This window comes from Bacillota bacterium, assembly GCA_040755295.1.
GTDB lineage: Bacteria > Bacillota > Desulfotomaculia > Desulfotomaculales > Ammonificaceae > SURF-55.
On the sequence record JBFMBK010000007.1, the window covers coordinates 76758 to 92486 of the forward strand.

The window sequence follows — 15729 nt, forward strand, 5'->3', positions numbered from 1 at the left end:
TGCTGACCGGCACCCTCCAATTGGCCTGTAAGGTTCCGTCGGCGGTGGAAACGTTGAGCGCCCCGGCAACATGGGAACCCCTGCCGTACTCAGGAACATTCACGCGAAGCAGGTGTCTAAGTGATGTGAGGGTTGTTTCGATTAAGCCGGTACAGATAAAGACAGGCGGAACTTAGAAGATAAAAAGGGAGGTCGTGTGGCAGGGGAGGTGTTTACAATTCCGAGGAAGCGCCCGGACGGTGGGTTCGGTTTCGTTCATTAACTTATGGCCTCTCCCGCTTTAAACCATTTGATTGTCGCGGAGGGGAATGCCGTGAACGGACAGCCGCCTGGTTATAAGACAAGTCCATGTGCGACAACTTCCGGATTCGAGCCGAATGCCGGCAGGGTTGTCTTTTGCTTTTTACGGGCGGGTTCTGCATGTCAGACGCAATTATTCTACCATTATCGGGCTTTGGCAAGGGGGTAAAAAGTTGAGAAAGACGTTATCAGGGATTGTCGCTGTTTTGACGTTTATGTTAATTGTCGCCGTCTTTGGGGTTGAACGGGCCGGCGCGGCCTTCAGCGTCGGCGGCGCCATGGTGGACATGGAGGCTTCTCCCGGAACATATAAACATGTAATGCAGGTAAGCCTGGGACCCGACGACGCCGCCACCGATGTCCAGGTGATACTGGGGGGCCTCGGCCAGCAGTCCGACGGGGTCGTGAAGGTCCTGTCGCCGGCTGAAGACACCAGCCCTTATTCGGCATGCGGCTTCATCAGTCTGGACCAAAGCCGGTTTCACGTCGGACCGGACCAAAGCGTTCAGTTCAACGCCTTTATTAACATTCCGGAGAGCGTGGGCGCGGGGGGCAGGTACGCCGCTATCCGGGTCTGCACCGTTCCCTCGGGCGGGGGTACGCTGCAGGTTGCATCCGGGGTGGACATCCCCGTCAAGCTCACCATTAAAGGAACGAGTCTGACGCATACCGGTGAGATTAACGGACTCGGCGCCGGACCCGTAACCGTAGGAAAACCGGTAGAGATATCTACAACATTCAGAAACACCGGAAACCACCATTTCAAAATTAAGGGCTTTGTCACGGTAAGCAACGCCGACGGGCAGACGATCGGCAGCGCATCCATCCCTCTTACGGCTGCCAACGTGATTCCGACCATGTCCCGGCTGCTGAGATCGACCGTTACGCCCGTAAGCGTTCTCACTGCAGGTGAATACACGATACATGCCAAGATAATGGCTGAGGACGGCGCCGTGCTGGACGAGGCCGAGACCAAATTCACCGTGAACCCGGAGGAAGACTTCACAGATATCGCCGGGCACTGGGCTGAGAATGATATTAAAACAATGGCGCGACTGGGCATCGTCAGGGGCATGGGGGATAAAAGGTTCAACCCCTCGGGTGCGGTAACACGGGCGCAGTTCGCCGGTTTTCTTATCCGTAGTTTAAACATCCAAGAAACCCGGCCTTCTGAGGGCTATTTCGAGGATGTACCCTCGGACGCCTGGTACTATGGGGCGGTGGAGACGGCCTACGCCAACGGACTTGCCTTCGGTTACGGAGACGGGACCTTTAAGCCCGATGCGAACATAACGAGGGAGGAACTTGCGGCGATGGTGGTGAGGGGCCTTAATAAAGGTGGAAAGACAGTGGCCCCGGCGGACCATAAGGTTCTGTCGCAGTTCGTAGATAAGTGGAAAATAAAACAGTGGGCGCGGGATTCGGCAGCTATCGCCGTCAGGGAAGGCCTCATAAAGGGTCAGGAAGGCAAGCGGTTTGCGCCGTCTAAAAACGCTACCAGGGCGGAAGCGGTTGTAATGCTGAAGCGGATGCTGGTCAGCCTTGGAAGACTGTCCGGATGAGTGAGGGGGAACCTATAGCTTAAAACGTAGGCAAAGACTGAAGGTCGTGACAGGCGGCGTTGCGGAGCTTTATTACGAGCGAAGCGGCGACGGTCCGAAGGCGAATCGCTCTGCGAGGAAAAGGACGGAGAAATTACCCATGGTACTCTTGATGCGGCAAAAACCGAAGCATAGAAACCGCTATTTGTTATTGCGGCAAAGTCTGATGACAGCCGTAATGGTTGCTTGCTGCTTTATCTGCACCGGCACCGCCGCCCTGGCCGCGGGCTGGAGGACCGAGACGGTGGACAGCGGCGGGGTTGTCGGAGAATACACGGGCATAGCCGTAGATTCGTCCGCGTACGCGCACATCAGCTATTACGACGGCACCAACACCGACCTGAAGCACGCCTACCAGGACAGCAGCGGCTGGCACACCGAGTTCGCGCAGGCATCGGCCGCAAACGATATCGGACAATGGACGTCGATAGACCTGGATGGGTCCGATTACCCATACATAAGCCACTACGGCGCGAGCGGCAACAACCTGAAATATACCTACCAGAACGTTTCGGGCTGGAACAACGAGGGACCGGATTCGACGGGCGACGTGGGCAAGTACACCTCCACAAAAGTGGATGCGTCGAATTACCCACACGTCAGTTATTACGACGCTACCAACATCTACCTGAAGTACGCTTATAAGGATGCCGGCGGCTGGCACATAGAGACGGCGGACACCGGTGCGGGGACATGGACTTCCCTGGCGCTCGACTCGTCAGGCTACCCGCACATCAGCTACAAATATTCCGGGACCAGTGATCTGAGGTACGCCTATAAAGACGCCGGCGGTTGGCACATCGAGAGCGTGGATACCGCGGGCAACACCGGGGGCCACACCGCTATCGTCCTGGACGGCTCGAACTACCCGCACATCAGCTATCGCGACATCACCAACGCCAAATTGAAATACGCCTACAAGGACGGTTCGGGCTGGCATATCGAAGACGTGACCGTGGCCGGCAACGATGCATGGTATACCTCGATTGCGCTTGATTCGTCGGGTTATCCGCATATCAGTTACTATGACTACGTAAACTTTGACCTCGGTTACGCTTATAAGGACGGCTCGGGCTGGCACATCAGTACCGTGGACGGCACAGGGGACGTCGGGGCGTACACCGCGATAGCGCTGGTGTCCGATATCCCCCGGATAAGCTACTACGACGGTACCAACGGCGACCTGAAGTACGCCTGGTGGGACCCCGATACCGTCGCGCCTACGGTACAGAGCACCGACCCGGTTGATAGCGCTACCGATGTGATCGTCGGGAAAACAATTACCGTAACCTTCTCTGAGAATATCCAGGCCGGCTCGGCTTACGCGAGCGTAAACATAAAGGACCAGACCGGTGCGGATGTGGCGTTTGCCAAGAGCATCGCCGGCGATGTCCTCACCATCGACCCGACGAGCAATTTGAGTTATAGCGTGAGTTATACCGTGTATGTGCCCGCGAATTCAATAAAGGACATGGGGGACAACGGCCTGGCGGCCGACTGCACGTTCAGTTTTACGACCGAAGCCGACACAACGCCGCCGGCGGTGCAGAGTACGGACCCGGCCAACGGCGCTGCCGGCGTGGTCGTGGGCAAAACGATCACGGTCACATTCAGTGAAAACATCCAGGCGGGCGACAATTACGCTCAAATCACATTGAAGGATAATAACAACAATAATGCCGCTTTCACCAAGAGCATCGCCGACGCGGTGTTGACCATCGATCCGACCGGCGACCTCAACAGCAATTTAACCTACACCGCATCGATTCCCGCGGGTGCCATCAAAGACTTACTCAACAACGCGACTACAAGCGAATACAGCTTTAGCTTTACCACCGAGAATACGGGTTCCACCGCGACGGTGGACAGCACGGGCAACGTCGGGCAGTACACATCCATCAAGGTGGACGGGTCAAACAATCCTCGTATCAGTTACTACGACGTCACCAACGCCGACCTGAAGTACGCTTACAAGGACGGCAGCGGCTGGCACACCGAGACTATAGATAGTACAGGCACTGTGGGTTTGCATACCTCACTTGCCATTGACGCTTCCGGTTACCCCAGGATCAGTTATTCCGACAATACGAACTATGACCTGAAGTACGCTTACAAAGACGCCGCCGGCTGGCACACGGAAACCGCCGATAGTGGCGGCAGTGTGGGGCAATACTCTTCTATTGCTCTTGACGGTTCCGGCTACCCGCATATCAGCTATCATGACTGGATTTTCAACTACGACCTCAAGTACGCTTACAAAGACGCCGGCGGCTGGCATGCCGAAACGGTGGATGGTGCAGGGAGTACAGGTACATATACCTCCATCGCGCTTAGTGTTTTGAATTACCCTTATATAAGCTACTACGATTACACCAACTATGACCTGAAGCTGGCTTACAAGGACGCCGGCGGGTGGCATACCGAGACCGTGGACGGCGCGACCTACATGGTGGGTTCTTATACCTCCATAGCGCTTAATGGTTCCGGTTATCCGTGCATCAGCTACTATGACGATTCCAACGACGATCTGATGTACGCCTATAAGGACGCCGGCGGCTGGCATACAGAGACCGTTGACAGCACGGGCAGCGTGGGATCGTATACATCATTGGCCCTCGATACTTCCGGTTACCCGCATATCAGCTATTATGACGGCAGCCCACTCGATTTGAAATACGCTTATAAGGACGGCTCCGGGTGGCATCTTCAAACCCTGGACAGTAACGGCACCGTAGGGCAATATACGTCGATAGACATCGACTCATCCAATTACGCGCACATCAGCTATTACGACACGACCAACGGTGACCTAAAGTATATCTGGACGGGCGACACCAGTGCGCCGACGGTGAGCAGCACGGGCCCGGCATCCGGCGCGACCGGCGTACTCGTCGGTCAGACAATTACCGTCAATTTCAGCGAAAACGTGCAGACCGGGGACAATTACGCAAGCATCAACCTGAAGGATGAATCCGGCAATGACGTGGCCTTTGTCAAAAGCATCAACGGTGCGGCGCTTACGATCGACCCGACCAGCAACCTTGATTACAGCGTAACCTACACGGTCTACGTCCCGGCCGGCTGCGTCGAAGACATGGTAGGCAGCGCCCTGGCCGCCGACAACAACTTCAGTTTCACCACGGAGGCGGACACTTACGGGCCCACGGTGAGCAGCACCAATCCCGGTAACGGTACGGGTTGCGTGCCGACAGGCCAAACCATTACCGTTACCTTCGGTGAAAACGTCCAGGCGGGAAGCAGCTATGCGAGCATCAACCTGAAAGACCAGTACGGCAATAACACGGCTTTTGGCAAGAGCATCAACGGCCAGGTGTTGTCCATCGACCCTACCAGCAACCTTAAGTATTCGGTGACCTACACGGTCTATGTTCCCGCGGACTCGATCGACGACCTGCTGGGGAACGGGACGGACAGCGACTATACCTTCAATTTCACCACCGGAACCGGCACCGGTGACATGACGATCGTTGACGGCACGGGCTCGGTGGGGCAATATGCGTCGATAGCACTTGACGGTTCCGGCTACCCGCACATCAGTTACTACGACAGCTTCGTGAACTACGACCTTAAGTATGCCTATAAGGACGCCGGCGGCTGGCACACCGAGACGTTGGACAGCGCTGGGAGCGTGGGTACGTATACTTCTTTGGCTCTCGACGCATCCAATTATCCGCACATCAGTTATTACGACGGCACGAACTACGACCTCAAGTACGCCTATAAGGACGCCGGCGGCTGGCACACCGAAACCGTGGACAGCGCGGGGAGCGTGGGACAGTATACGTCGATCGCCCTTGATAATTCAAATTACCCGTATATTAGCTATTACGACGCTACTAACTATGATCTCAAGTATGCGTATAAGGACGCCGGCGGCTGGCATGTAGAGACCGCGGAGGGCGCCAACAGCGTGGGAATGTTTACGTCCATATCCCTTGATGCGTCGAACTACCCGCACATAAGCTACTACGACAACGTACCCAACTACGATCTGAGGTACACGTACAAGGACGCCGGCGGCTGGCACGCCGAAACCGTGGACAACAGCGCTACCTATCCCGGCCAGTACACGTCGATAAAGCTGAACGCGTCCGGTTACCCCCACATCGGCCATTACGACGGTTCCAGCGCCGACCTCAAGTACGCCTATAAAGACGCCGGCGGCTGGCACTTGGAAACCGTCGACAGCGCGGGGAGCGTCGGATCTTATACATCATTGGATCTCGACGCGTCGGACTACCCGCACATCAGTTATTTTGACGGCGGTAACTGGGACCTGAAATACGCCTTTAAGGACGGCAGCGGGTGGCATACATACACGGTTGATTGCACGGGGATGGTCGGACAGTTCACGTCGCTGGTCCTCGACACGAACGACGTGGCGCATATAAGCTACTACACGGTAACAAACGCCGACCTAAAGTACGTTAGTTGGTCGCCGGGAAGCAGCCCGGCGGTAGACAGCACCGACCCGGCGGGCGGGACCGTTGACGTGGTGGTCGAAAAAACCGTTACCGTTACCTTTGACGCGGACATTCAGGCCGGCGACAACTACGCCCAGATAGACGTGAAGCACCAGAACGGCACAAGCATTCCCTTTACAAAGAGTATCGCGGGCGCGGTGCTGACGATCGACCCGACCGGCAACCTGGCCAACAGCGTCAGCTACACGGTGTACGTCCCGGAAAACGCGGTGAAAGACCTAAACAACAACGGACTGGCCGACGATTACACCTTCAGCTTCACCACCGAGGCGGACGCCGGCGCGCCGACGGTGCAGAGCACCGACCCGGCAAACGGCGCCACCAGCGTGGCGATAGACAAGACCATAACCGTCACCTTCAACGAGGACATCCAGGCGGGTGACAACTACGGACTTGTCAACCTGAAGGACCAGGGGGGCGTCGATGTGGCGTTTACCAAGAGCATCGCCGGCGCGGTGTTGACCATCGACCCGGACAGCGACCTCAGCAACAGCGTTACGTATACCGTTTACGTTCCAGCGGGCTCGGTGAAAGACCTTACAAACAACGCCCTTGCTGCCGACTACACCTTCAGTTTTACCACCATAAGCGGGTCGACCACCATCAGCATCATCGCGCCGGACGGCGTCAGCGGTTGGAGTCTGGACCCGTCCGCCGGCCAGCCCGAGACAGAGTCCGGCACCCTTTCCGTTACCGTTGATCCTGCCGGCACACCCTGGGAGGTCACGGCGGCCGACAGCGACACCGTCAATACCAACGGGAGGATGACCGCCTGGAACGGTTCCTACGACACCGACAGCAAACTGCAGAACGCGATGAAGATTGCGGGAGATTACGAGGTGACTTTGCCCAGCGGCGGTAAGATCGCCGACGGCGCCGGGGGAGGGTCCGTCCCGGTGACCTTCAAACAGACGGTGGGCTGGGTGGACCAGCCGCTATCGGGGGGCTACTCCTATAAGATTGTTGTCACCTTTACCGCATCGGTCACGGTGTAGGGGGAGCGTATCATGTGTCTAAAGTCTTTTATAGCATGCCTGCTGGCATTTTCACTAAGCCTTGCGCCAGCAAACACTTGTTTTGCGAATCCCGGTTTGGTGGTCGGTGGGGCCACCATCGACAGGGAGGTCGGTCCCGGTATTTACAGCCACGTAATCGCGGTCAGCCTGGGGCAGGGAGACCCGGCCACCGACGTCCAGGTTAATGTGAAGGGTTTCGGGCAGAAATCCGACGGCGTCCTGGAACCTGTTTCGCCTGCTCTTGACACCGGTCCGTACACGGCGCGCGGCTTTATCAACGTAGACAGCGCGTCGTTTCACCTTGATCCGGGAGAATCGAAGGACGTTAACGTCACTATCAACGTTCCCGGCGGCGTCGGTGACGGAGGAAGGTACGCGGTGATAAGCGTTTGTTTGTCTCCTCCCGCCGGGGGAGACGTCAATGTGGCGTCCGGCATAGTCGTCCCCGTCGTATTGACCATTCAGGGGAGTGAGTTTGTTCACAGCGGGGAGATAAGCGGCCTGTCCGCCAATGTTGCAAACGAGGGACAGTATGTAGAAATAATGACCGGTTTTCGAAACACGGGGAACCATCACTTTAAAATTAAAGGAGAGGGTACGGTATACAGCGCCGGCGGACAGGCGCTCGCAACGATAAGCGAGCCGCTTGCCGCTTCTTCATTGATCCCCGCCATGTCCATGCTGCTTAAGGCAACTTACGCGCCGGCGGGAGGACTCAGCCCGGGTAATTACTCGGTCCTTTCTAGGGTGATGCTTGAGGACGGCACCCTGCTGGACGAAGCCACCGGGCAGTTTACGGTGACTGTTAAGACGCCCGGACCCGCAGGCGGCGGTTACTCAGGTTTGCCGGGGAGAAACCCAAATGTCAATACGCCATTATCCCCGGCATTTAACGATATCGCCGGGCACTGGGCTGAAAGCGACTTAAAGGTAATGTCCGGGTTGAGAATCGTCCGCGGGGTCGGCGGCGGAAAGTTCTGTCCGGACAGGCCGGTTACCAGGGCGGAGTTTGCGGCCTTTTTGATCCGGAGCCTGGGTATCGAAGAAGTCCAACCGAAGGGCGGTCATTTCAAGGATGTCCGGGACGGCGATTGGTATTACGGGGCGGTGGAAGCGGCTTTTAAGGCGGGACTGCTGCGGGGATACCCGGATGGTTCCTTGCGGCCGAACGCCCGGATTACCAGGGAAGAGATCGCCGCAATCCTGGCACGGGTTTTGACCCAGAACCAGAAACAGGCAACAACCGATATCGAGACGGTGTTAGCGCGATTCACCGATCGGATAAGGATCGCCATTTGGGCCCGAAAGGCAGCCGCGCTGACCGCGCAGGAACGCATAATCGAGGGCCGGAGCGGTGGGCTGTTTGCGCCAAAAGAGAACGCGACCCGGGCGGAAGCGGTTGTCCTGCTGAAACGGATGCTGGTCAGCCTCGGGAGGCTGTCTTGTTGATTAGTTAAGATAGCCGCAGGTTAAGAAGAGGCATGAAGAAACAGTGGGGGGCGGTTACTCCTACAGGATAGTGGTCACCTTTACCGCATAGGTTGTTGTTTAACCATACTTTAAGACATGCGGATACTTTAACCGCTTCAGTTTTTTCACAAGTCCTGCTTTTAAATTAGTAAGCAGGTCTTTTTTTTAGTCCCAAAATGGTATTATCCGTTGTATATTTAGATAAATCCAGGGTGAAAATTATAAATCCGATATGGAAACGGCGTCAGTTGTTGCCACGTGAAAAGACAATTATACGTGAAAAGTAAGGACAAAGCAGACGAGTAATTTTAATTAAAGGAGAGGATGCCGATTGAAACCATCAAAACCCAAAGTCGAAGTAAACGGTTGGACAACCAGGCGGTTGACCTGGCGTGGTTCCCTGATCTCGGCCGTTGTGTTTGCGCTTGCGCTCGTTGCCGCGTTTACGGACGGCGTGGCCGCAGCCGGCGCCTGGAACATTGAAACGGTGGACAGCGGGGGAAGTGTCGGGAAGTGGACCTCTATGGCTATTGACCCGGCGGGATCCTCCCACATCAGTTACTACGACCGGACCAACGGGGACCTGAAATACGCCCGCCAGGACGGAGGCGCGTGGGTCATTGAGTTTGCGAAACAAGCCGGCGCCAACGTGGGGAAGAGCACGTCGGTCGCGCTCGACGCGTCCGGTTACCCGCACATCAGTTACTGTACCGGCGGTACACCCACTAAATTAATGTACGCTTATAAAGACGCTTCCGGTTGGCATTCCGAGCTCGTCTGGGGAGGTACGGTAGACGTCGGCGAATACAACTCGATAGCGGTAGACGCGGACGGATACCCCCACATCAGCTTCTACAATTCCCAGGGCCGTTTGATATATGCGTACAAGGACGCCGGCGGCTGGCATTTCGAGGGGGTGGACGCATCGGTGAATGTCGGCGGCGCTTGGAATTCCCTGGTCCTCGACAGTGCCGGCAACCCGCATATCAGCTACAAGCGCATCACCTGTTGGTCAAAAAGAACCTACAATTGGACCCTAAAGCGCTGGATCTATAAGGAGTGGCTCGAACACAATCTGGCATACGCTTACAGGGACGGCGCCGGCTGGCACGTTGAAATCGTGGACAGCGGCAACAGAATGGGCCCGTATGACCACCTGATAGATACTACTTACGTGGAGGAAATGGAAAAGCCGAGAACGGGCAGCCACGGCTCGATATGCCTTGACGCCTCCGGTTTACCGCATATCAGCTACCGCGGCGGCGCGGCCTTGAAGTACGCTTATAAGGACGCCGGCGGCTGGCACGTCGAAAAGGCCGATGATGCAGCTACGGCCAATTTCACTTCAATAAAAGTGGGGGGTTCCGGCAGGCCGCAAATCAGCTATTACGACATTGTAAATTGCGATCTGAAGTATGCTACGAGGGATGCTTCCGGCTGGCTCATTGAAACGGTAGACTCCATCGGTGTTGTCGGCAAGTATTCGGCCCTGGCGCTGGACGCCGGCGAGAATCCCCGCATCAGCTATTATGACGAGACAAACGCTGATCTGAAATACGCCTGGCAGGCCCCGTAAATGCGGGTGTAAACTAACAGACGTGAGTAAAAAGAGCACCGCGGGCGCGGTGCTCTTTATTTTGCTTTAAGGTTTCCGGGTGGAAAAAGCGTAAAATAATTGGTTTAAACGCTTCAATGACTTTGCGCTGAATTTAAAATACTGCTGGAAAATTACCGGGCAAGAAGGAAAAATGCGAATAAAGGCGAAAAGGTGAATAATCGGCTATCAGTACACAACATTTCGCGGGCCGTTACGGGTGGCTTCAGCCTAAACGAAAACTGATTGAAAGCTGGTCGAACTATGGTTCTCGTAAGGTGGGTAACCCGTTTCGCTTTCAGGTGTTGTCTGCCCAGACGCAGAATGGTACTGGGGACGGCGCTTTTTTTCTTTATACTTGCGGTTGTTGGGACGTGTGACGTTGCCTTGGCGTTTCAGACTCCGGGATACTGGGCAACGGAGTACGTCGCCTACGAGGGGCACACCGTAGGAAGGTTTTCATCGCTTGTACTTGACGGGTCAGGAAATCCCCACATCAGCCATTACGATGCGACTAGCGGCGACCTGCTCTATTCATACGAAGACGGCTCAGGCTGGCACACCGAAAACGTGGACGGCGCCGGGAGCGACGTGGGGAAGTACACGTCCATCGTCCTTGACGGCAGTGGTTACCCCCATATCAGCTACTACGACACCACCAACGGCAACCTGAAATACGCTTACAAGGATGCCGGCGGCTGGCACGCGGAGACCGAGGACCAGGACACGGCCGGCAACGTCGGGCAATATACGTCGCTGGCCTTGAACGGGTCCGGGTATCCATGCATCAGTTACTACGACGTTAGCAACACCAATCTCAAGTATACCTATAAAGACGCCGGCGGCTGGCATGCCGAGAACGCCCATGGTTCGGCCAACGATGTTGGGAAGTACTCGTCCATGAAGCTGAACGCGTCCGGGTACCCCTGTGTCGGCTACTACGATGCGACGGCCGGCGACCTGAATTACGTCTATAAAACCGCCGGCGGCTGGCAGGCGCCCGCCCAGGTGGACGGCGCCACGAACAACCAGGGGCAGTACTCGTCGCTGGCGTTTAACGCCTCCGGGTATCCGTGCATCAGCTACATCGCCGTTGCCAACAACAATATCAGGTACGCCTGGTGGGACGGCGCAGCCTGGAACAAACAGGCCGCATCCGCCGGGATCTTTCAGGGCACGGATACGTCCCTCGCCTTTGACAACAGCGATCTGCCTGCGATCAGTTATTGCGATTTGTCCGGTGACCTGAGTTACGTGTACAAAGACGCCGGCGGCACCTGGTGGTCTCAACACCCGAACGTAGCTTGTGGATCAACTTATCAAACCTCTTTGAAATTCGACGCTGACGGCAACCCACGCATCAGCTGTTACTACTCGACCACAGGGATATTAGGTTATGCTCGGTGGGTCTACGATGCCGCTGCGCCGACGGTACAGAGCACCGACCCGGCAAACGGCGCCACCGGCGTGGCGCTTAATAAAACCATTACCGCCACTTTCGACGAGAACATTCAGCAGGGCGCCAACTGGAGCAGCATCGCCCTAAAAGACCAGGCCGGCGCCGACGTTGCTTTTGCCAAGAACATCGCCAACAGCGTCCTTACCATTGACCCGTTTAGCAATTTCAACTACGGCGTGACCTACTGGGTGTACGCCGTGGCCGGTTCGGTAAAGGACATGGCCGAGAACGGTTTGGCGGGCGACTACGTGTTCAGCTTTACCGCCGTGGCTGATACGACGGCCCCTACCGTCAGCAATACGAACCCTTCTAACGGCGCCATGTACGTTCCCCTGACCAAGACGATAACCGTCACTTTCAACGAGAACATCCAGGCCGGGGACAACTACGGCAGCATTACCTTGAAGGACAGTGCGGAAACAACCGTGGCTGTCACCAAAAGCATCAACGGTGCCATACTTACAATCGACCCCGACGGCAACCTCGACTATAGCGAAACCTATACGGTGCGGCTTCCGGCCGGTGCTATCGAGGACGTGTGGGGGAACGGCCTTGCCGGTGACTACACCTTCAGCTTCACCACGTCAGGCTGGTGGACCGAGACCGTGGACGGCGCAAGTGCCAACGTGGGGCAATGGACTTCGATTAAGATCGATGCTTCCGGTTATCCGCATATCAGTTATTACGACACCACCAATACCGATCTTAAATACACTTACCAGGACGCCGGCGGCTGGCACACCGAGACGATCGACGGCGCAGGTGTCAGCGTGGGGCAGTATACGTCCTTGGCCCTTGATACTTCCGACTATCCGCGCGTAAGCTATTACGACACGACCAACGGCGACCTAAAGTATGCATATAAAGACGGGTCTGGCTGGCACACTGAGCAGGCGTCCGGCGCCGGCGTCAACTCGGGTTTATACACCTCAATAATTCTTGATGCGTCCGGCTACCCCCATATCAGCTACCTTGAGTGGTACAACTCTGGTCCATACGGAGAACCTTTATATAATCTCAAGCATGCTTATAAGGACGCCGGCGGCTGGCACACCGAGACGGCGGACGGCGGTGATTGTTTCGGCGACACTACTTCGATCGACCTGGACGCGTCCGGTTATCCCCACATCAGCTATTGCAGCGCGATATACGATGTGTGGCAGGATACTTATGTCGCCAACCTCAAATATGCGTACAAGGACGGGTCGGGGTGGAACTTGAGTGCCCCTGATAGTGCGGGTGACATCAGCGGTCACTGGCCGTCTCTGACCCTGGATGATTCTGATTATCCTCATATAAGTTATCAAGATAGCGCCCACCTGGAGTACGCATATAAGGACGGTAGCGGCTGGCATTACACCACTGTCGATAACTCAGCGGGTTCATGTACGTCTATCAGCCTGGACGTTTCCGGGTATCCGTGTATAAGTTACAGCGGCGGGCTTAAATACGCCTATAAAAACGCGTCCGGCTGGCACACGGAAACCGCGGACAGCGCAGGCTACTATACGTCGTTTGCCTTCGACACGTCCGGCCTCCCTCATGCCAGCTACTGGGACAACGCCAACGGCGACCTGAAGTATGCTTACCGGCCGGCCGATGTCTACCTGCCGACGGTACATAGCACCAACCCTGCCGATGCGGCCGTTAACATCCCGGTAACCAAGACCGTCACGGTCACCTTCAGCGAAAACGTGCTGGCAGGCGCCAACTACGGACTGATCACCCTGAAGGACGGGGACGGCGCCGACGTGGCGTTTTCCAAGAGTATCAACGCCGCGGTGCTGACCATCGATCCGAACGGCGACCTTGAACGTAGCGTCACCTTTGCGGTTTATCTTCCTCCCGGAGCGGTCAAGGACACCGCGGATAATGCACTGGCCGACAGCTGCAGTTTCAGCTTTACCACCACGGCCTGGCAAATAACTACCGTGGACGGTTCAGGGGGAGGTTATACGTCAATAGCTCTCGACGTATATGGGTATCCCCACATAAGTTACACAGCCGGCAGTACGTTGAAATATGTCTATCAAAATGCCTCAGGCTGGCATACGGAAAACGTGGCAAACGCCCGCGTGGACGCTATGTGGACTTCAATCGCCCTGGATGCGTCGGGGAAACCGCATATTAGTTTCTGTGACTATTATTGGGATGAATTCTGGAACTATGATGGAGACTTAATATACGCTTTCAAAAACGGAAACTGGCAGACATACAATGTGGATAGTGCCGGCGACGTTGGTTATTACAATTCAATAAAAGTAGACTCAGGGTACCCGCACATCAGCTACTTCGACGATACCAACAACGACCTGAAATACGCTTCCAAGGACGCCGGCGGCTGGCATACGGAAACCGCAGACAATACAGGCAACGTAGGTAAAAACACGTCAATAGCCATTGACGGTACCGGGTATCCGCACATCAGCTACTTCGACGATACCAACTACGACCTTAAATATGTATACAAGGACGGCGGCGGCTGGCACGCCGAGACCGTGGACAGCGCCGGCAACGTGGGTTCGTACACTGCGATCGCTTTGGATGCTTCGAATTACCCCCATATCAGCTATTACGACTATACCAATACCAACCTTAAATACGTGTACCAGGACGGTTCCGGCTGGCACGCCGAAACCGTGGACGGCGCAAGCGCAACCGTAGGTTGGTACACATCAATAGCTTTGGGCCCTTTTAATTACCCGCGCATCAGTTACTATGACAATACCAACGGCGACCTCAAGTACGCGTACAAAGACGGTTCGGGCTGGCACGCCATGCAGGCGGACGGAACGGAAAGCAGCGTAGGCACGTACACGTCGCTGGCTTTGGACGCCTCGTATAACCCGCATATAAGCTACTACGACGGCGCCAATTACGACCTGAAGTACGCTTATCGGGATTTCTCTGCGCCGACAATCCAGAGCACCGACCCGGCAAACGGCGCCACCGGGGTGGCTGTAAACAAGACCATTACCGTCACCTTCAGCGAGGACGTCCGGGCGGGCGGCAACTATCCGCAAGTTAATTTGAAGCATCAAGACGGCAGCAACGTCGCATTTACCAAGAGCATCGCCGGCGCGGTGCTCACCATCGATCCCACAAGTGACCTGAGCAACAGCGTCACCTACACCGTTTACGTTCCGGCGGGTTCGATAGAGGACTTAACCGATAATGCACTCGCCGCCGACTACAACTTCAGCTTTATTACCACTTCCGGCGGCGGCGGACCAACCATCTCCATTACCCCCCCCCCTGGTATCAGCGGCTGGAGCCTGAACCCGTCTGCAAGCCAGCCCCAGACACAGGCCGGGACTCTTATCGTCGGAGTGGATCCCGACGATGAGTCCTGGGAGGTTACGGCGGAGGACGCCGACACCGCGAACACCAACGGCAAGATGACAGCCTGGAACGGTTCTTACGACACCGGCAGCAAATTACAGAACGCGATGAAGGTAGCGGCGGAATACGAGGTGACGCTGCCCGTCGGCGGCAAGATCGCGGATAATACCGGCGACCAGTCTGCTGATGTGACCTTCAAGCAGACCGTAAGTTGGGCGGACCCGCCGCTGTCCGGCGGTTACTCCTACAGGATTATTGTTACCTTTACCGCATCGTTAACGGTATGATTGCTGTATAACATAAGCTTGCAGAAAACCTTAAAGGTTCTTTGCGGAATACAAACCTGCAGTTAAATGCAGGTTTGTTTATTATAACAGTTGTTTGGCCCGCGGTTTGCCGAACCGGCAGACCGCCAAGCCACCGGGGTTCTATAATCAGTCGT

5 protein-coding genes are annotated in these 15729 nt (G+C 56.0%); all 5 read left to right on the forward strand.

Annotated elements, in window-relative coordinates; all coding sequences use genetic code 11:
• Window positions 1–473 precede the first annotated feature (473 nt).
• The 5 genes from AB1500_07005 (at window position 474) to AB1500_07025 (ending at window position 15574) form a co-directional block, all read left to right on the forward strand.
• Window positions 474–1862 (forward strand): S-layer homology domain-containing protein, encoded by a 1389-nt coding sequence (locus AB1500_07005; GenBank protein ID MEW6182911.1) that lies wholly within the window; start codon window positions 474–476, stop codon window positions 1860–1862.
• 139 nt (window positions 1863–2001) lie between these two features.
• On the forward strand, window positions 2002–7401 hold the full coding sequence (locus AB1500_07010; GenBank protein MEW6182912.1) for an Ig-like domain-containing protein: 5400 nt from the start codon (window positions 2002–2004) through the stop codon (window positions 7399–7401).
• A gap of 12 nt (window positions 7402–7413) precedes the next feature.
• Entirely contained in the window at window positions 7414–8871 is a 1458-nt protein-coding gene (locus tag AB1500_07015; protein ID MEW6182913.1) for an S-layer homology domain-containing protein, read from the forward strand.
• A 352-nt stretch (window positions 8872–9223) separates the two neighbouring features.
• Window positions 9224–10468 carry a hypothetical protein gene (locus AB1500_07020; protein MEW6182914.1) on the forward strand — a complete coding sequence of 415 codons (1245 nt, stop codon included), beginning with the start codon at window positions 9224–9226 and terminating at the stop codon, window positions 10466–10468.
• A gap of 282 nt (window positions 10469–10750) precedes the next feature.
• Window positions 10751–15574, forward strand: a complete 4824-nt coding sequence (locus tag AB1500_07025) for an Ig-like domain-containing protein (GenBank protein MEW6182915.1) — start codon at window positions 10751–10753, stop codon at window positions 15572–15574.
• Window positions 15575–15729: the final 155 nt, after the last annotated feature.